The 26,683-nt window shown below is 30.8% G+C and carries 27 protein-coding genes, 1 tRNA gene and 1 pseudogene; 23 read left to right on the top strand and 6 right to left on the bottom strand.

Annotated elements, in window-relative coordinates; translation table 11 throughout:
* The first annotated feature begins 68 nt into the window (after window positions 1-68).
* From H0I27_RS09065 to H0I27_RS09130, 14 genes are all read left to right on the top strand, one after another.
* Entirely contained in the window at window positions 69-473 is a 405-nt protein-coding gene (locus tag H0I27_RS09065; RefSeq protein ID WP_218730400.1) for a MerC domain-containing protein, read from the top strand.
* Window positions 463-1,128, top strand: coding sequence for a GTP cyclohydrolase I FolE (folE, locus tag H0I27_RS09070; RefSeq protein ID WP_218730401.1), 666 nt, complete (start codon window positions 463-465; stop codon window positions 1,126-1,128). Before H0I27_RS09065 ends, folE begins: the two co-directional genes overlap by 11 nt.
* Before the next feature lie 52 nt (window positions 1,129-1,180).
* On the top strand, window positions 1,181-2,854 hold the full coding sequence (locus H0I27_RS09075) for a PhoX family phosphatase (protein WP_218730402.1): 1,674 nt from the start codon (window positions 1,181-1,183) through the stop codon (window positions 2,852-2,854).
* A gap of 23 nt (window positions 2,855-2,877) precedes the next feature.
* Window positions 2,878-3,783 carry a GTP-binding protein gene (locus H0I27_RS09080; RefSeq protein ID WP_218730403.1) on the top strand — a complete coding sequence of 302 codons (906 nt, stop codon included), beginning with the start codon at window positions 2,878-2,880 and terminating at the stop codon, window positions 3,781-3,783.
* 47 nt (window positions 3,784-3,830) lie between these two features.
* Window positions 3,831-5,042: a GTP-binding protein gene (locus tag H0I27_RS09085; RefSeq protein WP_302849945.1), complete on the top strand. Its 1,212-nt coding sequence runs from the start codon at window positions 3,831-3,833 to the stop codon at window positions 5,040-5,042.
* Between the two features lie 22 nt (window positions 5,043-5,064).
* On the top strand, window positions 5,065-5,775 hold the full coding sequence (locus tag H0I27_RS09090; protein ID WP_218730404.1) for an ABC transporter ATP-binding protein: 711 nt from the start codon (window positions 5,065-5,067) through the stop codon (window positions 5,773-5,775).
* A 2-nt stretch (window positions 5,776-5,777) separates the two neighbouring features.
* Window positions 5,778-7,187 carry a DUF3526 domain-containing protein gene (locus H0I27_RS09095; RefSeq protein WP_218730405.1) on the top strand — a complete coding sequence of 470 codons (1,410 nt, stop codon included), beginning with the start codon at window positions 5,778-5,780 and terminating at the stop codon, window positions 7,185-7,187.
* 67 nt (window positions 7,188-7,254) lie between these two features.
* Window positions 7,255-8,622 (top strand): DUF3526 domain-containing protein, encoded by a 1,368-nt coding sequence (locus H0I27_RS09100; RefSeq protein ID WP_254712833.1) that lies wholly within the window; start codon window positions 7,255-7,257, stop codon window positions 8,620-8,622.
* Between the two features lie 47 nt (window positions 8,623-8,669).
* Window positions 8,670-9,299, top strand: a complete 630-nt coding sequence (locus H0I27_RS09105; RefSeq protein ID WP_218730407.1) for an ABC transporter ATP-binding protein — start codon at window positions 8,670-8,672, stop codon at window positions 9,297-9,299.
* A complete protein-coding gene (locus H0I27_RS09110) occupies window positions 9,296-10,525 on the top strand; it encodes an ABC transporter permease (RefSeq protein ID WP_218730408.1) in 1,230 nt (409 codons plus the stop codon). The genes H0I27_RS09105 and H0I27_RS09110 overlap by 4 nt, the downstream gene beginning before the upstream one ends.
* Entirely contained in the window at window positions 10,515-10,952 is a 438-nt protein-coding gene (locus H0I27_RS09115) for a hypothetical protein (RefSeq protein WP_218730409.1), read from the top strand. Before H0I27_RS09110 ends, H0I27_RS09115 begins: the two co-directional genes overlap by 11 nt.
* 51 nt (window positions 10,953-11,003) lie before the next feature.
* Window positions 11,004-11,750 carry a 5'-nucleotidase C-terminal domain-containing protein gene (locus tag H0I27_RS09120; protein WP_218730410.1) on the top strand — a complete coding sequence of 249 codons (747 nt, stop codon included), beginning with the start codon at window positions 11,004-11,006 and terminating at the stop codon, window positions 11,748-11,750.
* Complete coding sequence (locus tag H0I27_RS09125) at window positions 11,750-12,664, top strand: bifunctional UDP-sugar hydrolase/5'-nucleotidase (RefSeq protein WP_218730411.1); 915 nt, start codon at window positions 11,750-11,752, stop codon at window positions 12,662-12,664. Before H0I27_RS09120 ends, H0I27_RS09125 begins: the two co-directional genes overlap by 1 nt.
* Before the next feature lie 253 nt (window positions 12,665-12,917).
* Window positions 12,918-12,999 (top strand) — tRNA-Tyr (locus tag H0I27_RS09130).
* Between the two features lie 661 nt (window positions 13,000-13,660).
* On the opposite strand, the gene H0I27_RS09135 is transcribed toward H0I27_RS09130, so the two are convergent.
* Window positions 13,661-14,473, bottom strand: coding sequence for an RDD family protein (locus H0I27_RS09135; RefSeq protein ID WP_218730412.1), 813 nt, complete (start codon window positions 14,471-14,473; stop codon window positions 13,661-13,663).
* Between the two features lie 22 nt (window positions 14,474-14,495).
* On the opposite strand from H0I27_RS09135, the gene H0I27_RS09140 reads away from it, so the two are divergent.
* The 9 genes from H0I27_RS09140 to H0I27_RS09180 all read left to right on the top strand — a co-directional run bounded on the left by H0I27_RS09140 (window position 14,496) and on the right by H0I27_RS09180 (window position 23,080).
* On the top strand, window positions 14,496-15,461 hold the full coding sequence (locus H0I27_RS09140; protein ID WP_218730413.1) for a stage II sporulation protein M: 966 nt from the start codon (window positions 14,496-14,498) through the stop codon (window positions 15,459-15,461).
* Entirely contained in the window at window positions 15,461-16,180 is a 720-nt protein-coding gene (locus H0I27_RS09145; RefSeq protein WP_218730414.1) for a DUF4129 domain-containing protein, read from the top strand. The genes H0I27_RS09140 and H0I27_RS09145 overlap by 1 nt, the downstream gene beginning before the upstream one ends.
* The gene (locus H0I27_RS09150; RefSeq protein ID WP_218730415.1) at window positions 16,177-17,385 is read left to right on the top strand and encodes a DUF4350 domain-containing protein; all 1,209 of its coding nucleotides are present in this window, start codon (window positions 16,177-16,179) and stop codon (window positions 17,383-17,385) included. Before H0I27_RS09145 ends, H0I27_RS09150 begins: the two co-directional genes overlap by 4 nt.
* A gap of 3 nt (window positions 17,386-17,388) precedes the next feature.
* A complete protein-coding gene (locus tag H0I27_RS09155) occupies window positions 17,389-18,393 on the top strand; it encodes a MoxR family ATPase (protein WP_218730416.1) in 1,005 nt (334 codons plus the stop codon).
* Between the two features lie 200 nt (window positions 18,394-18,593).
* Window positions 18,594-19,928: a DUF58 domain-containing protein gene (locus H0I27_RS09160; RefSeq protein WP_254713065.1), complete on the top strand. Its 1,335-nt coding sequence runs from the start codon at window positions 18,594-18,596 to the stop codon at window positions 19,926-19,928.
* Window positions 19,929-20,176: 248 nt separating this feature from the next.
* Complete coding sequence (locus tag H0I27_RS09165; protein WP_218730418.1) at window positions 20,177-20,560, top strand: DUF805 domain-containing protein; 384 nt, start codon at window positions 20,177-20,179, stop codon at window positions 20,558-20,560.
* A 23-nt stretch (window positions 20,561-20,583) separates the two neighbouring features.
* Window positions 20,584-20,988 (top strand): DUF805 domain-containing protein, encoded by a 405-nt coding sequence (locus tag H0I27_RS09170; protein WP_218730419.1) that lies wholly within the window; start codon window positions 20,584-20,586, stop codon window positions 20,986-20,988.
* 103 nt (window positions 20,989-21,091) lie between these two features.
* On the top strand, window positions 21,092-22,285 hold the full coding sequence (locus H0I27_RS09175) for a multidrug effflux MFS transporter (RefSeq protein WP_218730420.1): 1,194 nt from the start codon (window positions 21,092-21,094) through the stop codon (window positions 22,283-22,285).
* A 90-nt stretch (window positions 22,286-22,375) separates the two neighbouring features.
* Entirely contained in the window at window positions 22,376-23,080 is a 705-nt protein-coding gene (locus H0I27_RS09180) for a pseudouridine synthase (protein ID WP_218730421.1), read from the top strand.
* A gap of 90 nt (window positions 23,081-23,170) precedes the next feature.
* Here the strand turns inward: H0I27_RS09180 and H0I27_RS09185 are convergent, their stop codons facing one another.
* The 5 genes and pseudogenes from H0I27_RS09185 to H0I27_RS09200 all read right to left on the bottom strand — a co-directional run bounded on the left by H0I27_RS09185 (window position 23,171) and on the right by H0I27_RS09200 (window position 26,476).
* The gene (locus tag H0I27_RS09185; protein ID WP_254713066.1) at window positions 23,171-23,356 is read right to left on the bottom strand and encodes a CPXCG motif-containing cysteine-rich protein; all 186 of its coding nucleotides are present in this window, start codon (window positions 23,354-23,356) and stop codon (window positions 23,171-23,173) included.
* Complete coding sequence (locus tag H0I27_RS09190) at window positions 23,356-24,360, bottom strand: NADP-dependent oxidoreductase (protein WP_218730422.1); 1,005 nt, start codon at window positions 24,358-24,360, stop codon at window positions 23,356-23,358. Before H0I27_RS09190 ends, H0I27_RS09185 begins: the two co-directional genes overlap by 1 nt.
* 33 nt (window positions 24,361-24,393) lie before the next feature.
* Window positions 24,394-24,591, bottom strand: a pseudogene (locus H0I27_RS17635) (hypothetical protein); the annotation flags it as partial.
* A gap of 270 nt (window positions 24,592-24,861) precedes the next feature.
* Window positions 24,862-25,341 carry an Lrp/AsnC family transcriptional regulator gene (locus tag H0I27_RS09195; RefSeq protein WP_068452778.1) on the bottom strand — a complete coding sequence of 160 codons (480 nt, stop codon included), beginning with the start codon at window positions 25,339-25,341 and terminating at the stop codon, window positions 24,862-24,864.
* 76 nt (window positions 25,342-25,417) lie between these two features.
* Window positions 25,418-26,476 (bottom strand): M14 family zinc carboxypeptidase, encoded by a 1,059-nt coding sequence (locus tag H0I27_RS09200; RefSeq protein WP_218730423.1) that lies wholly within the window; start codon window positions 26,474-26,476, stop codon window positions 25,418-25,420.
* Between the last annotated feature and the right edge of the window lie 207 nt (window positions 26,477-26,683).

Below are 26,683 nucleotides of genomic sequence, written 5' to 3' on the forward strand. Positions count from 1 at the left end.
GTGCAACTTAGTTGTAATAACAAATTTATTATTTACATTTGCAACTCAGTTGTATTAATAAAATAGTAATGATTATTTCAAAACAAAAATCCGATAGCATTGGTGCTATAGCAAGTTCTCTTTGTCTTATACATTGTGCTGCTACTCCCTTATTGTTTATAGTGCAAGCAGGCGCATCAGCTTGTTGCAGTACGACACCTGTTTGGTGGAAATTTATAGATTATTTCTTTTTAGTAATCTCCTTTTTTGCCATTTATAGATCTACGGAAACTACTACAAATACCTGGATGAAACCTGCTTTGTGGTTTAGTTGGTTGCTACTGTTTATTGTGATTATCAATGAAAAAATAGCATTGCTTTCTATACCAGAAAGCGCAATTTATATACCAGCAATTGCACTAATTATTTTACATACCTATAATAGAAAATATTGCCAGTGTAAAACCGATAAATGTTGTACAAATGAAAAATAAAAAACAAATAGAAATTGTAGGTGACAATCATTTCTCATCAAGTATAAGAACACCTTTACGTGCAGATGCTTTTGATAAAAGTGATGAAGAAAAAATAGAAAACATCCAGTATCATTTTAAAAAGATCATGGAAGAAATGGGGTTAGATTTAACTGATGATAGTTTATCTGGCACCCCATATCGTGTTGCTAAAATGTATGTAAAAGAGTTGTTTTATGGCTTAAACCCTATAAACAAACCTAAACTATCCACTTTTGAAAATAAATATGGGTATAATAAAATGTTAGTAGAACAAAATATTACGATAGACTCTGCTTGCGAACATCACTTTTTGCCAATAATAGGGTATGCAAATGTGGCATATGTTCCTAAAGACAAAGTAATCGGTTTGTCTAAGATAAATCGGTTGGTAGATTATTATGCACGCCGTCCGCAAGTACAAGAAAGACTAGTACTTCAAATTTTGAACGATTTACAAACTATTTTAGGTACTAAAGATGTAATTGTTTCGGTGACAGCAAAACACCTTTGTGTTTCTTCTAGAGGTATCAAAGATCAAAGCAGTTTTACAACCACTTTAGAATATGGAGGTTGTTTTACTGAAACAGAAAAACGTAACGATTTCTTAAAGATCATCGCTCAAGAAAAAATATAATTTAGCTTTTAATTAATTACGAATTAATAATTATTTAACGCAAGAATGTAATATGGAATATAATCGAAGAAAATTTATATCTTTTATTGGTAAAGCAGGAGTAGGTTTAGCGGTTGCACCTCAGTTTTTAGTAAGTTGTGGCAATACAACAACTCCTGCAAAAGGAATTGATGTTATGTCTGATGACCAATTTAAAACTTTAAAAAATTTGGTTTTAGAAGGATTATTGCCTTCGGATAAAGACGATTTATTATTAGCCAATGGATTAGAGTATCATTCCATCATTAAATGGGGAGAAAGCATTAATAATACTGATACTTTTGGATTCAATAATGATTTTATCTGTTTTATCCCTTTGGATGAAAACAACCCTAAAGACGGTTTATTATGGGTAAATCATGAATATATAAATCCGTTTTTTGTTTCTGATTTTAATAAATCCGAAGAAAATAAAACACCAAAAACAAAAGAGCAAGTAGATAAAGAAATGTACAATGTTGGTGGCAGTATTGTACGAATAAAAGAGGAAAATGGCATTTGGAAAGTTGTTGAAAATGATCCTCATAACAGACGTATTACATCCCAAACCCCCATGACGCTAAATTGGGATACTCCAATTAAAGAAGCGACTACCGTATTTGGAACAAATAGTAATTGTTCTGGAGGAATTACACCATGGAAAACATTTATTACCTGCGAAGAAAACTATGATGCCTGTTTTGGAGAAACAGCATATGATGAAAATAACAATCCTTCTCATCGAGCAAGTGAATACGGATGGGAAACGTTTTATAACTATCCACCGGAGCATTATGGTTGGGTAGTTGAAGTAAATCCAAAAGACGGAACTGCACAAAAACATATCGCCTTAGGGCGTTTTGCACACGAATGTTGTACACTTTACGAACTAGAAGATAAACGTGTTGTTGCATATACTGGTGATGATCATAACGATGAACATCTGTATAAATTTATCTCTTCTAAACCAGGTTCTTTAAAAGAAGGAGCACTTTATGTGGCTGATACCATCAACGGAAAATGGTTGGCTATGGATTGGGAGAATCAACCGATTTTAAAAAGTAAATTCAAAGACCAAACAGAAGTTTTAATTAGAGCTAGAGAAGCTGCAAAACTAATTGGAGCTACTGCATTAAACAGACCTGAAGACATAGAAATAGATCCTATTACCGGAAACATTTTTGTCTCCTTAACAAATAACAAACCAAAAGGCGATTTCCATGGGTCAATTTTAAAAATTGAAGAAACAAATGGTGCTTTTGATTCGCTAACCTTTAAAGCAGAAACATACAAAGCAGGAGGAGAGGAACCAGGGTTTTCTTGTCCGGATAACTTAGCATTTGATTTAGCAGGGAATCTTTGGATGACATCAGACATGTCTGGAAGCGCAATGAATAAAGCTGATACACCGTATTTACCTTTTAAAAATAACAGTTTATTTGTAATTCCGAGATACGGAAAAGACGCTGGAAAAGTAATTAGAGTTGCCACTGCACCAAATGATGCAGAGTTAACAGGTCCTTGGTTTTCTCCTGATGGTAAAACACTGTTTTTAAGTGTTCAACATCCTGGTGAACAAACAAAAGATTTAAGCAACCCAACGAGTACTTGGCCTTTTGATAAAGACGATATACCGAAACCAGCAGTGGTAGCAATTACAGGAAATTTAATAGAAAAAATGAATAAATTAAATTTACTAGAAGTATAAATCAGCGTAAGCGTTTTTACAATATGGAAGCAATTATTACCATTGTCGGCTTTTTGGGATCAGGGAAAACTACTTTATTAAACTATTTAATAGATCGTTTTACTGAAAAAGAATGGAATCCTTTTGTGATCTTAAATGATTATGAAAATGCCAATATGGATGTACAGCAGTTTCTAGATAAAGTAAATAACAAACATATAAAAGCGCTTACCGGAAGTTGTATTTGTTGCAGTGGCATACATGAACTTAGAAATTATGTAAACGGAATTCCTATTAGAAAAAACGGAATTACTTTAATTGAAGCCAACGGAACATCAGATGCATGTACGCTTATGGAGTTTTTAGGAGTAGGTGTAAACAATCGGTTTTTACCACCTATACAAATCTCTGTGGTAGATGTACTAAATTGGCAAAAACGTGGTGAACACAATGATTTAGAAGCGAATCAAATACAGGTATCCTCTTTAATTGTGTTGACACATCTTGATGGAGCTTCAGAACATAGGAAGGAATTGGTAATTAAAGACTTAAAAAAACACAACCCTTTTGCTAAAATTATCGCTATGGAGAAGCTAGATGTGGAGTTGTTACCCATTCTTTTACCTTCTAAAAATGTGGTTGATAAATTAGCGCATCAAAAAGCACATTGGTCTTCTTGTTCTATAGATTTACCTGTTTTACCTTCTAAAGAGTGCATAGATCTTATATGTAATCAGTTGCCTAAGAGTATACTTAGAGTTAAAGGTTGTGTACAAATAGCTAAAGAAACAAATTACACTTATTTTGAAAGAACTCCAGACGGAAAAATATTTGTAAGACCTTTTAAAGGCGTGCCAATAACAGGAACTAAATTACTAACTATTGGTGCTGGTAGTGAACCTGCTGTTTTAGAACAAGCGATTGCAAATAGCTTAAATATCTTCAATTAATTACGATAACCTTCATAAATAATCCCAATTCTAAATATAAAATAATAATGATAAAAGGAATTAAAAAATTACCAGTAACTGTTTTAAGTGGATTTTTAGGAGCTGGTAAAACCACATTATTAAATCATATTTTGCATAACAAAGAAGGGTTAAAAGTAGCTGTTATTGTAAATGATATGAGTGAGGTGAATATAGACGCTCAGTTTCTAGAAAATGAAAACACACTTTCTAGAACCGAAGAAAAGTTAGTCGAAATGTCTAACGGATGTATTTGCTGTACTTTACGAGAAGATTTAATGATTGAGGTTGAAAAACTAGCTGCTCAAAATAAATTTGATTATTTACTTATAGAAAGCACCGGAATTAGTGAACCGATTCCTGTTGCTCAAACTTTTACATTTGAAAGTGAAGATGGTAAAATAGATTTAAGCAAGTTTAGCTATATAGATACGATGGTTACGGTGGTAGATGCTTTTAATTTCTTAAAAGATTTTTCTAGTGCAGATTATTTAGCCACAAGAGAGTTGACGAATATAGAAGGAGACGATAGAACTATTGTAAACCTGTTAACAGACCAAATTGAATTTGCAAACGTAATTATTTTGAATAAAATAGATTTAGTTACTGAAGAACAAGTAGCAACGCTGCATGCAATTATTCAAAAATTAAATCCTGAAGCAAGTATTATTACCACACAAAACTCTAAAGTTGTAATAGAAAGCGTTTTAAACACGGGGTTATTTGATTATGAAAAAGCAGAAGCTTCTGCAGGTTGGTTAAAAGAATTAGAAAATGAGCACGTGCCAGAAACGGAAGAATACGGAATTAACTCTCTCGTTTATAGGAGTAAAAAACCATTTCATCCAGCGCGATTTTTAAACTATTTAAATACAGATTTTCCTCAGAATATTATAAGAAGTAAAGGGCTTTTTTGGTTAGCCTCTAGGTCTGACCAAGCTTTACTTTGGAGTTCCGCAGGAGGATCTTGTAAAGCAGACTCTGCAGGTGTTTGGTGGGCATCAATGTCTTTTGGAGAACGCATTAGTTCTGCTGTTTTTGTAGAAAATAAAGACGATATAGAAAAAGGTTGGGACGCCATATATGGAGACCGTAAAATAGAATTAGTTTTTATTGGTCAATATTTAGAGAAAGAAGCCATAATCGCTCAATTAAACACTTGTTTATTAACTGATAAAGAAATAGAAACATGGAAAACTAAATCATTTCCGCAAGAAGATCAATGGCCAATAACACAATAAAAACATCACTAAAATAAATCACATGATTAAAACAGAAAAACTGACAAAGAAATATGGAGATTTTGTTGCCTTAAATGAATTATCCTTACAGGTAAAACCAGGCGAAATATATTGTCTTTTAGGTGCTAATGGAGCGGGAAAATCTACCACTATAAATTTATTGTTAGGTTTTCTAAAAGCAACTTCTGGTACATCATTGATTAATGGAATAGATGTTGAAAAGAACAATTTAGAAACCAAAAAAGACATCTCTTATATTCCCGAAAACTTAATATTGTACCCAACATTGAACGCTGTAGAAAATCTTGATTACTTTTCTGGTATCGGTGGTCAGAATTTAAAAAAGGAACAGTTAGAATCTCTTTTAACACAAGCTGGTTTACAATCGGATGCTTTTTACAAACGCACCAATGCTTTTTCTAAGGGAATGCGACAAAAAGTAGGGATTGCTATTGCACTTGCTAAACAGGCAAAAGTACTTTTGTTAGATGAACCAACCTCTGGTTTAGATCCTAAAGCAAGTAACGAATTTGGTTTATTACTACAAGAACTTAAAAAGAAAAATGTAGCTATTTTAATGGCTACTCACGATCTTTTTAGAGCAAAAGAAATCGCTACAAATATAGGGATTATGAAAAACGGACAATTGTTAGAACAATTTGTTTCTAAAGACATTTCTTTATCAGAATTAGAGAAAGTATATCTTAAAACCATGATTGTAAATACGCCGTAAAAATGATTAAAAAAACAATTATAAAAGAAATCCAAGAGCTCTTTAGAGATGGTCGTGTTAAACTTTCTGGAATTATTGTATTGTTATTATTGCTTGTTTCGGTTTGGATAAGCAGAAATCAATATAAAAAATCGATTGGAGAAGTAGCATCAGCAAAAACAGAAGAACGTGCTGTTTGGGAAAATCAGGGAGAGAAAAATCCGCATTCTGCGGCACATTATGGTAATTATGTATTTAAACCTAAACATCCACTTTCGTTATTAGATCAAGGGGTTAATAAATACACAGGTACTTCTATTTTTTTAGAAGCACACAAACGTAATGAAGCACAATATAGTAGTGTTGCAGACCAAACAGGTTTGGCGCGTTTTGGAGTGCTTTCACCAGATTTTATTTTACTATTTATCTTACCGCTTTTAATTATTTTAATAGGATATAATAGTGTTACCAAAGAAAGAGAAATGGAAACTATGGCTTTATTAAAGAGTCAGGGTATGGTATATTGGAAAATGATTTTAGGAAAGTGGGTCTCTATTTTTCTGCCTATTTTTATTCTTACAACCTTATTATTTGTGCTTTCGGGTATGGTACTCTCATTTATAGAAGGCTATACATCGTTTAGTTGGCTTTCTTTAGGTTTATTGCTATTGATCTATTTATTTTATTATACTGTATTTATCAATATTGTACTTTTTATTTCTATTCAAGTTAAAAAATCGAGTGTGTCGCTTGTTGTCGCATTGGGTGTTTGGATTATCTCTTGCTTAGTAGCGCCAAAAGTTGCTAGTAATTTTGCGGAATCAAAATATCCATATCCAACTCATCAAGAATTTGCGACTACTATTTCTGATGCTAAAAAAGAAGGGTTAGACGGACATAACCCTTGGAGTGAAGCTTCTAAACAATTAGAAAAAGACGTGTTATTAGAATATGGTGTGGATAGTTTAAACCAACTTCCTTTTAATTTTATTGCGTATCGTATGCAAAAAGGAGAGGAGTATCAAGCTAGTATATATAAAAAGCATTATGCTGTTTTAAAGGCACAGTTTCAAAAGCAAGTAGCTACGTACAATACACTTTCTGTTATTTCACCGTTTCTTTCTGCTCGATTTTTATCTATGGGAATTGCTCGTACGGATTATCAATCTCATTGGGATTTTGCTGATGCTTCTGAAAGTTATAGAATTGAAACACAAAAGTTTTTAAATGATAATTACGCGAATAACACAAGTTATATGGAGCGTGGTTATTTAGCAAAATCAGATACTTGGAAAAACCTTCCGAAGTTTGAGTACGAGCATGTAAACTTAAGTACTGTTTTAAAACAACAGAAAATTAGTATGCTTATTTTATTGGCTTGGGTATTGTTTACCACCTCTTTATTATTCGTTTTTAACCGTAAAAAAAATTAACTATCGCATGCTGTACTATAATTTTAAATATGAATTAAAAATACTTCTGCGCAGTCGTTGGATACAGTTGATTAGTATTCTTTTATTGGGTTTATTTGTTTTTGCTGCTTTTAATGGCGAAAATAAAGTAGAAAAAAGGAAAGTAAATATTTCGAAAGCAAGAACTGAAGTGCAAGCTTCAGATAAAAACATGCTAGCTGTTTTAGATTCTTTGGAAAACGGAATGAATGTGCATGTGTCTCGTTATAAAATTCCGACGAGCCCAATTTCTATTGGAAATTACTACCCTAGAGTTGCTGCAATGGATCCTAATGATATGGGCTTTTTAGCTGTAGGACAAAGTGATATTTTTACGCATTATGTATTGCCAACCGTATTTGGAGATGATTTTGCACTGAATTTCACCGAAATGACCAGTCCAATTCAGTTGCTTTTTGGAAGTTTCGATTTAATGTTTGTCATCGTTTATTTACTTCCGTTGCTTATTATAGCATTTTCTTACAATGTTTTATCCGAAGAAAAAGAAAGAGGTACTTTACGTTTGTTGGCATCACAACCGATCTCTATTAGAAAATGGGTATTGCAAAAATTAGCCATGCGCTTGTTTTGTTTGTTTGTCATTATTATTGTGGTATCCGCCATTGTATTTGGTTTTTTCGCTAATGTACCTTTTATAAGTTTCCTTTCGTTTTTAGCCCTGGTATTTTGTTATATGCTATTTTGGTTTAGTTTGGCTTTTGCTATTAATATTAGTAGCTCTAAATCTGCAAAAAACGCTTTGTCTCTTTTAGGATTATGGATTGTTTTTGTATTGCTAATGCCTTCTATTATCAGTCAGACCGGAGATATTTTTTATCCAATTCCGCCAAGAACAGAAATGATTAGTGAAATACGCGAACACAAAGCAGCAGCTACTAAAAAGCAAGATCAAATATTAGATAACTTTTTAAGAGATCACCCCGAATATGCTGTAAATGATCCATCTCAAGCGCGTTCGTTTTGGCACGGATATATTGCTTCTCAGCAATTAATTAAAGAAGAATTGGAACCACTTTTCTCTGATTATGAAGATAAATTAAAAAAACAACAATCTTGGGTATCTAAATTTCAATGGATATCTCCAGCAATTATTACGCAAAGTGCCTTAGGTACTATGGCAGGTACTACAAAAGAAGATTATAACAATTACCAAAATCAAGTGTATCAATTTGCTGCAGATTGGCGTAATTATTTTGTTCCTTTATTGTACAACAACAAAACGTTTAATAAAACGATGTATAAGGAATTACCAACATTTACGTATGCGCCTAAAAAAGATCATTCTTTACTTTATGCCATTGTTGGTTTGTTACTAATTTCTGTGGTTGTTATTGCCATTACCATGTTTAGTTATACCATCAATTTAAAAAGAAAAGGAATGGTATTGATGCAATAATGATGTCAATTAAAAATATAAAGTAAAAGTGTCATAAACACATTAAAATGCTAAAAACAAGTAGTCTTACTTTTCAATATAATAAAAATGATCGTATTTTTAGTTTTCCTGATATCGCTTTAGATAAAAACGAAAACTTACTCGTTATAGGAAAATCGGGTATTGGTAAGACTACTTTTTTACATTTATTGGCAGGATTATTAGAACCTGTAAATGGGACTGTTGTAGTTAATGATATCGATATTAATGCATTGTCTAACCACAAATTAGATGCTTTTAGAGGGGAGAATATCGGACTTGTATTTCAGAAAAAATATGCAATTCAAGCTTTAAATGTATTTCAAAACCTACAAGCGAGGCTTTTATTTAGTAAAAAACCGATTAATCATAAGGAAATAGAAGTTTTATTAGCGCAATTAGGTTTATCTGAATTTAAAAAAAGTAGCATAAAAACACTTAGTGAAGGCCAATTACAACGTTTAGGTATTGCTTTAGCAGTGATTCATAAACCTAAAATTATTTTAGCAGATGAACCTACTTCTAGTTTAGACGATGAAAATTGTGAAATTGTGATGAATTTACTCCTGAAACAAGCAAAGCAAACTGGAGCGAATTTAATTGTAATTACACATGATCAGAGAGTAAAACCGTTCTTTAATAAAACCGTTTTATTATGAAAATCTGGAGTATAAGTCTACATAATATAAAATCGAAACCTTTATATACTTTTTTAAGTGTCTTTATTTTGACGCTAAGTATTGCTCTTTTAATAGGAATTCAACAATTAAAAAACGCTTTTAAAAACCAAATTGAAAACAATGTAGGAAATATCGATTTAGTAATAGGAGCAAAGGGAAGTCCGTTACAATTGGTGCTGGCTTCGATATTGCATTTAGACAATCCTACTGGAAATATTTCTTATGAAGAAGCCAAAAAAATTGGCAAGCATCCAATGATACAATCTGCCATACCTATTTCTTATGGCGATAATTACAAAGGATATAGAATTGTAGGAACTACCAAAGACTATTTTGGTATTTACAAGGCGGAATTAGAAAAAGGAAGATTTGTATCAGCCTCTATGGAAGTTGTTTTAGGAGCTACTGTGGCAGCACAATTACATTTAAATATTGGTGATACTTTTTTAAGTTCTCACGGTTTGGTAGAAAATAGTTTAGATGTGCATCAAGATGCAATAACTGTAGTTGGAATATTAAAGCCTACACAAAAAGTTATTGATCGTTTATTGATTACTAATTTAGAAAGCATTTGGGATGTACATCATCATGAAGAGGAAAAACATGAAGAACATGCAGCAGGGCATCATGATGAACACGATGTACACCACGAGGAAAATAAAGAAATCACCTCTTTATTAGTTCGTTTTAAAAGTAAAAGAGCACTTGTAAGCATGCCTAGAAAAATAAATAAAGACACCAATATGCAATCTGCATTGCCTGCTTATGAACTGAATAAACTACAGGAATATACAAACATTGGTTTTAAAACCATTTCAGGAATCGCTTATTTAATTTTAGTAATTTCTTGTCTCACAATTTTTACGAGTTTGTATAAAATGGTAAAAGAACGTGCTTTTGATTTGGCTATTTTGCGTACCTACGGAGCTAGTAATTTTCAATTGGTGCAAATGGTTTTATATGAAGCACTAACTATTGTATTTACAGCCTTTTTATTGGGTTTTCTGTTTGTTAAAACAGTCTTCTTTTTTACACTAATTAGCATGCAAACTAATTATCAGCAAGATGTACTGCAAGCATTGCCTTTTAAAGATTTATTACAAATAGCAAGCCTCATTTTTACAATGATAATTGTATCGGTTGTATTGGCTATTTATCCTATTATAAAAATGAATATTTCAACAATTTTAAGTAATGAAAAATAAACAATTACTTCTTGTTTTGCTTTTCTGTAGCTTTTATGGTTACAGTCAACAAGAAATTACTTGGCAAGATTTAGCAGCAGTAACGTATACAGATAAATTTTTTACAGAATATAATGAAACTTTTATGTATCCTACTTTTTTACCGTCTGTAAAGGCGTTAGATGGAAAACAAATTACTATTAAAGGGTATTTTTTAAATATTGCTCCAGAAGAAAATATTTACATATTATCTAAAGGACCTATGTCTTCTTGTTTTTTTTGTGGAGAAGGTGGTCCAGAAACTGCAGTAGAACTTTATTTTAAGAACAAACCAAATTTTAAAACAGATAAAATTGTAACCGTAACAGGTGTTTTAAAGTTAAATAGAGACGATGTGGAGCATTTTAATTATATTTTAAGAGAATGTACAGGTAAATTAATAGAATAAAAAAAGGATACTATTTTTTAAATTATTAGCTTTCGGCCTTATATGAAAACCATGAAATTATTACATTTTATTTGCGGTCTACTGCTTGTAGTTTCTTGCAAAAAAGCCGATCAGCAACTCACAAAAATAACGGCTAAAAACATTGCTATAGACATTACATTTGTACCATCTACAAAAATAACAAATCTCATAGCACCTTATAAAGAACAACTTACCGGTGATATGCAAGAAACCTTAACGTATACACCTATAAAGTTAACCAAGCAAAATATTGGCAGACAAAGTACTTTAGGCAACCTATTGGCAGATATGTGTGTAGCAGTGGCAAACCCACTTTTTAAAGAGAAAACTAATAATTCTATCGATTTTTCGATGTTTAATAGTGGCGGAATTCGTGCGAGCATTCCGGCAGGAAACATCACCAAAGAACACGCATTTAAATTAATGCCATTCGATAATGAATTGGTTGTTGCTACCCTTACAGGTGATAAAATAAAAGAATTAGTTACCTATTTTATAAAAAACAGCGCCGCACATCCTTTGTCTAAAAATATAGAACTTACCATTACAGGAGACACGTATACATTACTAATTAATGGCAAGCCATTGGATAAAAAGAATACCTATACTGTATTAACTTCAGATTATTTACAAGATGGAGGCGATAAAATGAACTTTTTTAAAAATCCTGTAGCATTAACTGTATTAGATTACAAAATGAGAGATGCTATTATAGATTACTTTAAAAAAGTAGATACATTACAAACTACCATTGATAACCGTGTAAAACTGAACTAATGAAAAGAAGAGATTTTATAAAACGTACAGGAGCCTTTTCTACTATGGCCTTAGTTGGTGGTATTACATTACCGTCTTTTATTGCAAAAAAACAAAGACATATTACTATTTTACACACCAATGATACGCACAGTCATATAGAACCTTTTAAAGCCAACCACAACAGATTTCCGAATGGAGGAGGAGTAGCAAGACGCGCTACCTTGATAGAACAAATACGAAAAGAAAATGAAAACACCTTGTTATTAGATGCTGGTGATATTTTTCAAGGAACGCCTTATTTTAATTATTTTGGAGGAGAATTGGAGTTTAAGTTGATGAGTATCTTAAAATATGATGTCGCTACAATTGGTAATCATGATTTTGACAATTCTATAGAAGGATTGTACAAACAATTACCAAACGCTAAGTTCGATTTTGTTTCTGCCAATTACGATTTTAAAAATACAGTGTTAGATACGCATGTGAAACCTTATAAAATACTGCATAAAGACGGACTTAAAATAGGTGTTTTTGGTTTGGGGATTGAGTTAGAAGGTTTGGTAGGTAAGAAGATGTACAAAGAAACCGGTTATTTAAATCCGATTGAAATTACACAAGATATTACACGTCAATTAAAGCAAGAAGAACAATGCGATTTGATTATTTGTTTATCGCATTTAGGATATTATTATAAAAGCAATCCAGATAAAGTTTCAGATTTAACACTAGCGAAGGCTACTAAAGACATCGATTTAATTATTGGCGGTCATACCCATATTTTTTTACCAAAACCAACCATTGTAAAAAATGCAGACGGAAAAAATACTTTGGTCAACCAAGTAGGAGCTTATGGTGTAAACTTAGGACGTATTGATTTTTATTTTGATGAAGATGCAAATAAAACTGCAAAAGGAACTACTATTTTGGTGTAATTAACATTGCAAACCCGAAATACTTTATTTTCAGATTGTTACTCTTATAAAGGTTTGCTAATCTAACAAAGCAACAAGTTCTGAACATTAAATTAAAGCATAAAACTGAAAAAAAAACAAAATATTTTTAGGTCATTTATGAAAACTTTGTATATTCGCACACCTTAAGAAAACAAGGTAGTTCTTTACAACAAAATCTGATGTTATTTGGTTTACTTTTACAACAGATTTGTAAGAAAAAAATAAGTAAAAAGGGGAGATACTCAAGCGGCCAACGAGGACGGACTGTAACTCCGTTGACTACGTCTTCGCAGGTTCGAATCCTGCTCTCCCCACAATTACTTTCCTCTTTAAAATGAATTAAATTCCTTCTTAATTTTCAGCATTAAACCGTTTACATTACTTCTTATTTTTAACATTTTAACCATCAATATTCAATTATTCTGTACTAGATTTTTTTTTATCTAAAACCAGTTAAATACTTATTTTTATACCTCTAAAAATTAGACAAGACGTTTTTAAATGTTTTAAAAAATAGATCAAGTATTTTAAAGGCTCGGGAAATTGGTGAAAGAATTATATCAAAAATGAAAAAATTTATTGATGTATTTGTTATAGGAATGACTGCGTAATTTATAAACTTAAATAATTATTACTTCCTGTAGAATCGCATATTTGAAAATTATTTAACCATTATACCGAATATTCAATTCTAGTGCCAACTAGAAAAACAGATTTGGTGTTATTTCTTATATTATTTATTGTTGGATTGAATCCATAACATTTATACTACAATCATAGAACACAATTAACTTTAAATATTAAAATATTATCGTAAAATTGCATTAAATAAATATGTATTATAATTTATATTATGTTAAATAGGTTTTTAAAGAACATACAATCCTCTCTTTAAATTGGTAAATTATATAAATACAGCTATTAAGTATAAAACAGCTGTTTTTGTAAAATTTGATAAAACTAAGAACTAAAAGATTACATATTCTGTGTGTAGAAATTATAGTCCTTTAAAACAACATCTAAGAACTCTTTATCTGTTTTGTGAATAGATTTTATTCCGGTGACTTCTAAAACTTTAGAGCGAAGTTTTATTAAGGTTTTAAAATCGTTATATTTCTTTGCTGAATTAAACGTGTTTTTAATAATACGAACATCATTGTCAGACAGTTTAATAACATTCGGATACGTTGGTACATAAGCATTTGAAATATTTTCTAAGATGGTTTCAGAAAACTGTACATCATCCTTTAGGTAAACAACAACCGTATTAGCAATGATATCGCCAAAACGTTGTTGATTATCTGTGAATAATATCAATAAAAAACCAATCATTTTTCCAAAGAAAAAAAGCAACATTAATAAAGCTACTTCATCATCTAATCCTAATGAAGCCACATAAACAAATAGTAATGTAAAAAGGTTAAAATCTACCACTCTTAAAAACCAACGGATGATGAAATCTGTTGTAGAAGGTTTAAAACCATCAATATTAATTACCTTTAAATGGAATAATTTTTTACCTACTGTTTGTCCGTTTAAGAGTATTTCTGAATACAAAGAATAAAAGGTAACTGGCAGAAAAATGAGTACATCTATGGCACGTAAAGACCAAGAATCTCCTTCCAATGCGGTTTGAAACATTCTAAAATCTAAAATTTCAATGGCAAAATAGAGATATGCAAATTTTATAACATTATCTACTCCAAATGCAAATAGCCTTTGGCCAACATTTGCAAGGGTAAAATTGATGTTTACATTTTGTGCTGTTTTTATTTGGAGTCTTTTCATGCAATGGTTAAATTCGCTCTGTATGAGAGAGGTCGCTTTTATAAAGCAAAATAAAGAAAAATGGCTCGAATTTGAACAAGGTTTTTCAAATAAAGAGAAAAAAAGTCCAGATGACATTGCAAACTTGCATATAAAAATCATGAACGATTTGGTATATGCACAAACCTATTATCCTAAAAGTAAAGTTACTCAGTATTTAAATAAGTTGGCAAAGTCTAGTTTTGACAAGGTTTATCACTCAAAAAGACGCAACAAAAATGTTTTATTGTATTTCTTTTTTGATAAAGTACCACTACTCGCCTACCAATACAGAAAATATATTTATCTCTCTTTTATTGTCTTTTTTGCTTGTTTTTTCATCGGTTTGTTATCAACATTAAACGATACTTCATTTGCAAGACAGATTTTAGGAAACAATTATATAGATCAAACCTTAGAAAATATAGAAAGTGGCGATGCCATGGCAATTTATAAAGGAGGTAGCAATTGGGGTACTTTTATTGGTATTTACGATAATAACCAACGTGTTGGATTAAAAATGTTCTTATCTGGGTTATTTATAGGTATTGGTACTGGTTTTTACGTGGTATATAATGCTATAATGGTGGCTGTTTTTCAAGCATTCTTTTATCAAAATAATAGTTTGTTCGACAGTTTAAAAGGAATTTGGATTCATGGTACCTATGAGATTTTTAGCATGATCATAGAAGCAGCAGCAGGATATATTATTGGCGCTAGTATTTTGTTTCCAGGAGCATACAAACGTTTCGAATCCTTTAAAATAGGTATGAAAGCAGCGTTTTATATTTTTATAAGCACCATTCCGTTTACCTTAGCAGCAGCTTTTTTAGAAGGTTATATTACCCGATATTCTAATATTATGCCTACCGTTTTGTGTTTTGCAATCATTGGTTTTAGCTTAGCTACTATTAGTTATTACTACTTAATTTTACCTTTTAAGGTAGCTAATAAACATCAATTACGTTAATGCAAAAAAAGGTATTTCTTTTCGTCTTAATTTTTACTTCCATTAGTTTTGGACAGGTTGATAATGACCGTCTTATTTTATTTGAAAAAGACACTGTTCATTATGACAATTCTATTGAGTATGCCCAAAAAAGAGCGTTTACAGAAAATATAAAAGAAAAGTATAACGACAAAGAGTTTCAATATACAGAAGAAGAAATTGAAGAGACAGAGCCAGAAAAACCTTCTGCAGGAGAATCTGCATTTGTTGGAGCCTTTTTATTTTTTATCAGTACTATTTTTCCTTTTTTATTAGGGGGTATTATCATATTTATTATTTTAAAAACCTTATTAGGTACAGAAACCAATTTTTGGAATTTTAAAAAATCTAAAAAGATAGTGGCCAAAAAACTGATTTATGAAGATGAAGATATTCATGAAACAGATATTGACGGATTGTTACAAAATGCTATTCAAGATAAAGAATATCGATTGGCTATTCGTTATTATTATTTATCGGTTTTAAAAACACTATCAGACAAGAAACTGATAGATTATCATAAAGATAAAACAAATTCAGAATACCTTTTTGAAATTGAAAATACCGCTACAAGAACTGATTTTTCATATTTATCGTATGTCTATTCTTATGTATGGTATGGAGATTTTCCGATAGACGAAACCAATTTTAAATTGGCAGAAAGCAAGTATCAATCTTTTAAAAACACTTTAAAAAAATGATACTACAACATTTAAAAAAATACGCTCCTCTCCTGCTCTTGTTTCTACTAATTGGTTGTAATAAAACAGATTGGAACGAGAATTTTAAAGAGAAAGAGAAAAGTCCGTTTGGCAATTATATTATTTATAATGAATCTGAAACGCTGTTTAAGAATCAAAAAGTAACCTTGTTAAAGGAAAATATATATGATTATTTAGTTTTTAATTCAGATTTTGATAACACTAAAAAACACAATTATGTTGCCATAAAACATAGTGGTTATAAATTGACAAATACAGGTGTTACAGAGCTTTTAGACTTTGTAGCTAAAGGAAATAACGTGTTTTTAGCATTTAATAGTTTTAAAGACAGTTTAAAATCCTCTTTAAAATTTACTACGAATAATTTAGATAAAGACGTATATGATGTAAAGGGTTTAAAAAAGTTAGAAGGAACTTTTGAATTGAACAACAAAACTTTTTCTAAAACATCTTTTTCTTTTGATAGAAACATTAGGAGAAACTACTTTTTACAATACAATGAGAACACTACAAGTGTTTTAGGAACCTTTGCGGTTGATGGAGAAAAAGTGCCTAATTTTATTAAAATCCATTATGGAGAAGGAGCTTTTTACTTACACACACAGCCCATTGCTTTTACCAATTACTATTTGTTAAATAATAAAGAGGAGTATGCAGCCAATGTATTTTCGTATTTACCAAATGCAGACGTTATTTGGGATCCGCAGATAAAATCTAGTAAATATGAAGATAAAAAAGAGGATGATAATAATGTGTTTAAATTCTTTTTAGAGCATCCAACGTTAACATGGTTTTTATTTGTTTCTTCAATAGGGTTATTGCTGTTTATGCTTTTCAATGCAAGAAGAAAACAACGTCCGATTCCTATTATAAAACCCTTACAAAATTCGACAGTAGAATTTACTCAAACTATTGCCAATTTGTATTTAAAAGAACAAGATCATAAGAATTTAGTTGATAAAAAAATAGCCTACTTTTTAGAGAAGGTTCGTTCTAAATACCTTTTAGATACCAGCAATTTAAATACTGATTTTATAGAAAAATTAGCTTCTAAATCTGGTAATGATTTGCAAAGAACAAAGTATTTAGTAAACACAATTATTACTTTAAATAAGAAGATGGAATGTCTTGAAGAAGAATTAATTGTATTGCATAAAATGATAGAAAATTTCTTAAATAAATAAGATATGGAAACACCGAATAACGAAGAAGTACAACAAGGTATCTCTTTTGAAAATAGAATTGATTTATCTGAATTACAAGAGAGTGTTTTTAAGATAAAAAAAGAACTACAAAAAGTAATTGTAGGTCAAAAAGACATGATGGATTTATTGATCGTTGCACTGCTTGCAGATGGTCATGTTTTAATAGAAGGTGTACCTGGAGTTGCTAAAACCATTACTGCTAAATTACTAGCAAGAACTATAGATGTTGGCTTTAGTAGAATTCAGTTTACGCCAGATTTAATGCCTTCAGATATTTTAGGAACTTCGGTTTTTAATGTAAAAACATCTGAATTTGAGTTTAAAAAAGGTCCTATTTTTTCGAGCATGATTTTAATTGATGAAATAAACAGAGCGCCTGCAAAAACACAAGCTGCTTTGTTTGAAGTCATGGAAGAAAAGCAAATTACTATAGACGGACAAATATTTAAGTTACAAGAGCCTTTTGTAGTTTTAGCAACGCAAAACCCTATAGAACAAGAAGGAACGTATAGATTACCTGAAGCACAATTAGATCGCTTTTTATTCAAGATTAATGTCGATTATCCTAATGCAGACGAGGAGTTACAAATTCTCTTAAAAGAGCAAGCTTTAGAGAATACGACAAAAGCAAGTAAAATTGAAACGGTTATTTCCGGAGCTAAAATAAATGAATTTAGAAATTTAGTTAACCAGATTAAAATTGAAGAGAACCTATTAAAATACATTGCCAATATTGTGGTGAATACTAGAACGAATTCCTTTTTATATTTAGGAGCTTCACCAAGAGCAAGTATTGCAATTTTAGGTGCATCAAAAGCGTTTGCTGCTATTGAAGGACGTGATTTTGTGACGCCAGAAGATATTAAAAGAGCCACTATACCGGTATTGCAACACAGGGTTATTGTTACACCAGAAAGAGAAATGGAAGGTTTAACAAGTAAACAAATTATAGAGCAAATTATTGAAGCGGTGGAAATTCCTAGGTAGTGCTTGTTGACCAGTAATCAATTATCCGTAAAAAAAAAGTAGAAAGTCTTCGATAAAGCGCAGACTGATATTGATAAAAACACGCGTCATTACAAGGAACGAAGTAATCTGTTTGTTATTTAGTTCTTTGTTAAGTAGAGATTGCTTCGTACCTCGCAATGACAAAAAAAACGAATACAAATAAACAATTACATAAAATATTGAAACATTTTTACAACACTTTATTCTTAAACAATCGATTTTTCTATATTTTAGGAAGTATCTCAGCTCTTTTTGTGGTTGGTTTTTTCATTCCTTTCTTTTTTGAAGTTTCTAAAATGTTGCTTTTTGTTTTAGTGGTGTTACTATTGGTTGATGTTTTTATTTTATACAATACAAAAAATGCAATTAAGGTGAATCGCTATTTACCAGAGCGATTATCTAATGGAGATATAAATAAAATATCGATGCAACTGGAAAGTTTATATGGTTTTAAAGCACATCTTTCTATTATAGAAGAAATTCCATTTCAATTTCAAAAAAGAGATTTTATATTCAATATTGTCCTATCAAAAAAAGAAGAAAAAACAATTCATTACGATTTAATTCCAACAGAACGAGGTGTTTATTTATTTGGAAATATAAATGTGTACGCCAGTTCTCCGTTGCAATTAGCAACTAAAAAACACGTTTTAGGAGAAGGAAAAGAAGTAAAATGCTATCCATCTTTTTTAAAGTTGAGAGAATTCGATTTTAAAGCATTTAACAATGATGCTGTTTCTTACGGAACAAAAAAAGTAAGAAGAATTGGGCATTCTTTAGAATTTGAACAAATTAAAGAATATGTTTCTGGTGATGATATTCGATCTTTAAACTGGAAAGCCACTGCAAAGAGAAATCAGTTGATGATCAATCAGTATGTAGAAGAAAAATCGCAACCTGTTTATGCTATTATCGATAAAGGTCGTGCCATGCAAATGCATTTCAATAATTTAAGCCTGTTAGATTATGCAATCAATTCTACATTAGCAATTAGCAATGTTATTTTAAGAAAACAAGACAAAGCAGGTATGTTATCGTTTTCAACAAAGTTGGAAGATTGGGTGGTTGCAGAAAAAAGAAACTCTCAAATGAGTTTAATTTCGGAAGCATTACATAATATCAAAACAGATTTCTCAGAATCGGATTTTAGTACGTTATACGCCGTTGTTAAAAGAAAAATTACACAAAGAAGTTTACTGATTCTTTATACAAATTTTGAAACTATGGATGGTTTAAAGAGACAACTCCCCTATTTACGGGCGTTGGCTAAAAATCATTTGGTATTGGTGGTCTTTTTTGAAAATATAGCATTAGAAGCTTTAACCACAACACAAAGTGAAGATGTTTTAGGGGTGTATGATAGTATTATTGCAGAAAAATTTATGTACGAAAAGAAAAGTATTGTTAAAGAACTCAAAAAATACGGAATTCAAGCTGTTTTAACAAAACCAGAAAACTTAACAGGAGATACCATTAACAAGTATTTAGAGTTAAAATCTAGGGGGTTATTTTAGGTTAGAAATCATAAATAAAAACGTTAATGTAGGACAGATATAGATTAAGTTAATCGAGTAATTATTGCTTCTAAAATTCATCACTTTTATGAGTCTTATTTTAGTTACAGATTGTATTATGGAAAACAATTATGCATAATTAATAAGGACTAACACTTAAAACATGTGTAAAAATAATTAGATTAATGCTGTTGGTAAAGAATAAATAATATATTTGTAAGCTTATTAAAAAAACTAAACTTTTTAGAGTGAATTGGTATATAAAAGTAATAAAACAGTATTCAGACTTTAAAGGAAGAGCAAGACGTCAGGAATATTGGATGTTTATTTTAATAAATTCAATTATTTCTATCGGTTTCATGTTTATGGACAAAATTTTTGGTACAAATTACGGAGAATTTGGTGAAGATGGATATCTTGAAACGTTCTATAGTTTAGCTGTTTTAGTGCCATATATAGCAGTTACAGTAAGAAGAATGCATGATGTTGGAAAAAGTGGTTGGTATATGTTAATACCATTTTATAATTTTTATCTAGCTTGCACAAATAGTGAGAATGGCGAAAATAAATGGGGAGAAAACCCAAAAGGTGAAGGAAATAGCTCAGAAATTAATCAAATAGGTCAAGAATAGTATAATTATTAAAAATTAAAAAAATGAATTGGTATTTAAAAGTAGTAAAAGAACATTACGCAGATTTTAACGGTAGAGCAAGAAGAGAGGAGTATTGGATGTTTACATTATTTAATGCAATAATTTCTATTGTAATAAGTGTTGTGTTTGCAGGGATCGGTATTGCTTTAGAATCACCTTTATTAGCAGGTCTAAGCTATATTTATACTTTGGCTGTTTTAGTACCAAGTTTAGCTGTTCTGGTTAGAAGATTACATGACACCGGAAAAAGTGGTTGGTTCATTTTAATTGGACTAATACCTTTAATTGGTGCTATATGGTTATTGGTAATATTATGTACTGATAGTGTTTCTGGTGCAAATAAATGGGGAGAAAACCCTAAGGGAATTGGAAATAATGCTTCTATAAATGAAATAGGTAGAGAATAACCCTTTCAAATATTAAAATACAATAGAAGGTTGCTTATTTAGCAACCTTTTTTTTTGTTTATTTTTCTCAACTTTAACCCCTAAATAAAACTACTTTTGCCTTGTGAAAATTAGACAAAAATCAGAATCGGAATTTATTATTGTAATGGCCTCATTAATGTCTTTAGTTGCTTTTGCAATAGACGCATTATTACCTGCTATTTCAGATATTAGTGAAACAATTCATATTATAGACCCAAAAAACAATCAGTTATTTATAACAATGATTTTTTTAGGAATTGGTTTTGGGCAACTTATTTCAGGACCATTATCTGATAGTTTTGGTAGAAAACCTATTATCTATGTTGGATTTAGTGTTTTTGTACTTGCTAGTTTTATTTGTCTTTTTGCTACTAATTTAGAAATGATGATTGTTGGTCGGTTTTTACAAGGAATTGGCTTATCTGCCCCAAGAACCATAAGTATTGCTATGGTTAGAGATCGTTTTAGCGGTAATTACATGGCGAGAGTTATGTCTTTTATTACGGTAATCTTTCTTTTAGTACCTGTTATTGCTCCTGCTTTAGGTAAAATATTATTAGATGCCTACGGATGGAAATCTATTTTTTACAGTCAGTTAATTATTGGAGTTTTCATTATGCTTTGGGTTTGGAAAAGACAACCTGAAACTTTAGTGGTAGAAAAAAGAAAGAAATTTAAGTTAGCACTTTTTGTAGAAGGTCTTAAAGAATTTGTAAAGTATAAATATGCTGTAATTTTTACCATATTCTCTGGTTTTATTACAGGATCTTTTATGGTATATTTAAGTGCTAGTCAACATATTTTTGTAGAACAATATCAGTTAGAAGAAGAGTTTCCTTTTATTTTTGCTTGTTTGGCAATTAGTATTGGAATGGCTACTTTTTTAAATGGGAAGCTCGTAGTAAGAATGGGAATGTTTAAACTAGTTTCCTTTTTTACAATAATGTTTACGGTAGTTTCACTAATCTACATTCTCTTTTTTTATGGAGATGCAAATCCTAATATTTATGTTTTATTGATATTTTTTGGCTTGCAGTTCTTTTCAATCGGATTTTTATTTGGTAATACTAGAGCTTTGGCAATGGAGCCTATAGGACATATTGCAGGTGTTGGAGCAGCTATTAATGGTTTTGTTTCTACTATAATGGCAGTACCAATTGCAACTTTTATTGGTAGTTATATTACGGACACCGCTTTACCTCTATTCATTGGTTTTTTTGTTTGTGGTACTATTGCTCTTTTGTTAATTCTACTTCTAAAGTTAAGGAGAAATTAATTTTAATAGACGTGTATTTATATAAAAATAGCAGATAAAAATAACCAAATATTAGCTTATCAACTTTAAAAATTATTATAATATTTTAGTATGGAAATTCCTATAATTTATCAAGATGAGTTTATTATTTGCGTTGCTAAACCTAATAATGTACTTGTACATCATGCACATCATTCTAGAAATGTTGCTGATGAAAAATCTCTTTTACAGCTTTTAGATGAACAAGTTGGTGGTAAGTTTTATCCGATTCATCGGTTGGATAGAAAAACATCTGGAATTATTCTGTTAGCAAAGGAAACACACTTTGTTTCTAAGTTTCAAGATTTGTTTACTGCTAATGAAATTCAGAAAACGTATTATGGAGTGGTTCGTGGTTTTTCTCCGGAATCAAAAATTATTGATTCTCCAGTAAAAGGAAGAGATGCGAATGTGCACAAAGAGGCTTTAACACATTTAAGAACTCTAGAGCAAGTCACTTTAGATATTCCTGTAAAACCGTATGATTCTTCTCGTTATAGCTTGGTAGAATTATCTCCTAAAACAGGAAGAATGCATCAATTACGTGTGCACTCTAATAAAATAAGTCACCCATTAATTGGTGATACAAAATATGGAGACAAGAATCATGATGTAATGTTTGAGGAAAATTTTGGTTGGAAAAATATGTTTTTACATGCAGGAAAACTAGAGTTTAAACATCCTTTTACGGAAGAAGAACTTATCTTAAAAGCCTCTTTTCCTGAAGATTGGATTAGCTTATTTAAAGCTTTTTCTTGGGTAAATCCCATTGGGTAAAAAAGTTGTTTCGCAGAGATTCATAGAGAAAAAGCACAGCGTTTTACGGAGTTTTTTTCAAAAATATCTTTATAAATCTCTGAGTAATAATTATTGATCTATAGATTGTGCACTAAAACTAGTCAATTCTCCTTCTTCAAAAATTGGTGTAATTTCTATAGGATTACAACAAACTTCGCAATCTTCTATGTAGGTTTGCTGGTAGACGCTTTGGTCTAAAATCATTGATATTTCTTCCCAACAATGTGGACATTGAAAAAAATGCTCTACTTCCACTATTCTATTACTTTTAGCACTAATTTACCTTTTTTATCTCCAGAAAATAGTCTGTTATAGGTTTCTTGAAAATTTTCAATACCCTCATAGATATCTTCACGAGACTTTAATTTACCTTCTTTTAACCAAAGTGCCATTTGCTTTGCTGCTTTGCCAAAATCTTTTGTATAATCCATAACAACCATACCTTTCATTGTAGAACGTGTAACTAGTAAAGACAGATAATTACTTGGTCCGGCTACTTTAGATTTGTTGTTGTATTGAGAAATTGCTCCACAAATTACTACGGTTGCTTTCATGCGCAGCTTGCTTAAAGCGGCGTCCAAAATTTTTCCGCCTACGTTGTCAAAATAAACATCAATTCCTTTTGGGCATTTTTGTTTTAAAGCAGTGTAAATGTTTTCGGACTTATAGTCGATTGCGGCATCAAAACCTAGTTCATTTACAATATAATCACATTTTTCTTTACCACCAGCAATACCAATAACTCTACATCCTTTAATTTTTGCAATCTGCCCAACAATACTACCAACAGCACCTGCAGCGCCTGAAACTAATACAATGTCTCCTTCTTTTACATTCGCTACTTCTAAAATACCAAAATAAGCAGTCATTCCGGGCATACCTAAGATACCGAGATACGCTGGCATTGGAGCTAATTTTTCATCTACCTTAAAACAGCCTTCACCATTTGAAACAACATATTGCTGTACGCCTCCCCAACCAGAAACACAATCGCCAATTTGAAAATTAGGATTGTTATTGTTGTTGATTACTTTACCAATAGCACCGGCTCTCATAACACTATCTAATGCTACTGGTGGAATGTAAGATTTGGTATCGTTCATCCAACCACGCATTGCTGGGTCTAGAGAAATATAATGTTGCTGAATTAAAATTTCTCCTTCCTCTAAAGCCGGAATTGGATTTTCTTCAAATTGCCAAGTATTTTTGTCAGGTGTTCCTATCGGACGGTTTTTTAAAGTGATTTGTTTGTTGTTCATTAGAAGGTATTTAAGATCTAAAAATAGCAAATTTTAATAATCTATCAAATTTAAAATCGCTTTTTCTAATCTATTTTTTCCTAAATATTGATTTTCTAAATTTTTATCAAACGGAATTAGAGTTCCTAAACTAACGACTCTTTTTACGGGAGTATCTAAGTGTTCAAAACAGTTTTAATTGATTAAAGCTGAGATATCGCTCAAAATTCTACCAAACAACGAGTCTTCTTGACCGATTCCAGAAAACCATTTAGATATTTTTCCTTGCCTTAAAAGAATCAGTATTTTCTCCTCGATTTAGCGCGAGGTTTTAGCATGTTTTTATAAGGCTTAATAATGTATCGTTATGAATGGAAGAAGGTTTAATAAAATCAATTTTTGAAGACATAAATTGTAGATTTTATGGTTATGCTAACAAACATACAGATAAAGGGATAATCCATAAAAAAAACCTTATCATTTTACTGATAAGGTTTTAAATGGTATTAAAAAAAAAGAAGCTTACAATTGTTGAAAAATTTCGTGCATCATTCTTTTTTTATCATTGATGCTTTCTTCTAAAGCAATCATTGTTTCTGTTCTATTTACTCCAGGAATATCGTCTATTCTGTAAATAATATCTTTTGCATCGTTAGTACCTTTTGCTCTTACTTTACAAAAAATATTGTATTTGCCAGCAGTTACATAAGCTACAGTAACATTAGGAATGTTTCTTAAATCTGCAATAACATTCTGAGTCATAGAGGTTTTTTCTAGATACACACCTACATGTGCTATGAAAGAATACCCCATTTTCTCATAGTTTAAAGTAAGCGTAGATCCTTGAATAATACCCTCATCTTCCATCTTTTTTACACGTACGTGAATGGTACCTGCAGATACTAATAGTTGTTTTGCAATATCGGTAAAAGGAGTCCTTGCGTTTTCAATTAACACATCTAAAATCTGATGATCAATTTCGTCTAATATAAATTTTTTCATTTTTTACGTATTATTCAAATTACTACGCAAATTTATGATTTTAATTTAATTAAACTAACATAAAACTAACAAATACTTAAACTTTTTTACCTTCGAAAACGATTTCGCAGTGTCCAATCTTAGAAATTAAACTATTTTCATCTACTTTGTTTAATTTTGAGACAAATTTACCTTCTATTATTTTGTCATCATACTGATATGCAACGTCTTGTTTTGGATCAGCATATCTATGAATGATATCGTAGAAAATTTTATCATTATTCGGAATATTAAAATATTCCTCGTAATTGATAAATGAAGTTGAATTTGCAATGTGATGCAATCCTTGTAATATAGAAAAGAAAGTATATTTTCTCGACTCTTCCCTGTCGTAGTCATCCGGATAATGACCAGATTCAATTAAAATAGTATTGTATCCTAATTTTTGAAAATTATCTCCTGTAGCTGTTGGATAAAATTCATCCGTATATCTACCAACAAAATTAGGAATCACGTTTTGTAACATCGCATTCATACTCACAATCACATCCATGGTAGCTATTCTCCCTTTTGTAAGTCCTCTTGTAATTTCTTCCGAAGGAGCTAAAAAAGAAATCGTTGCAGGGTTTTTGGTTCCCTCTACGCTAAAAATAGTTCTCTGATCGTGTAGGTTAAAACAAAACTGCGGATTGAAATCTTCTAAAATACTGCGTAAAAGTTTACTTTCCTTTGCTTCTCTATTTACTGCATCTCTATTAAGATCTACATTATTAGCATTAACTCTAGTGTATGCTAATGCACCATCTGGATTTAACATTGGTATAAAAACCAACGTACATTCTTCTAGTATTTTATGAAAAGTACGCTCAGATGAATTTAAGATACAGTTAAAAAGATCAAATAATGCTCTTGTACCTGTGCTTTCGTTTCCGTGCATTTGAGACCATAATAATATTTTTTTAGAACCCGTACCAATTTTTAATTGATGAATAGGTCTGTCTTCTTCGGATGTACCAATTAGAGAAACTTCAAATTTTGAATCGTATTTAGAAAACAAGTTTTCGATGTCTTTATAGGTAATCCATTTTCCTTGTAGTGTGTTTTCTTTTTCTGCGGAATAAATATTTTCTAAAAAATCGATTGGTAAAGTATTCATGGTATGCTGATATTTTTTTCAAAAATAAAGAATTTTTAAAAGTTAACTATCATTTAAATTTAATCATATCCATAATTATTTATAAAAAAAGAAGGTTTAAGGATTACATGAATTGTCGTTTTAAAATATTTTTTTATTAAGTAATTGATGATCATTTATGCATTTACAATTGTTAATAGTTTACAAGTTACAATTGTAAATTCATTA

It is taken from the genome of Polaribacter sp. HaHaR_3_91, assembly GCF_019278525.1.
Taxonomy (GTDB): domain Bacteria; phylum Bacteroidota; class Bacteroidia; order Flavobacteriales; family Flavobacteriaceae; genus Polaribacter.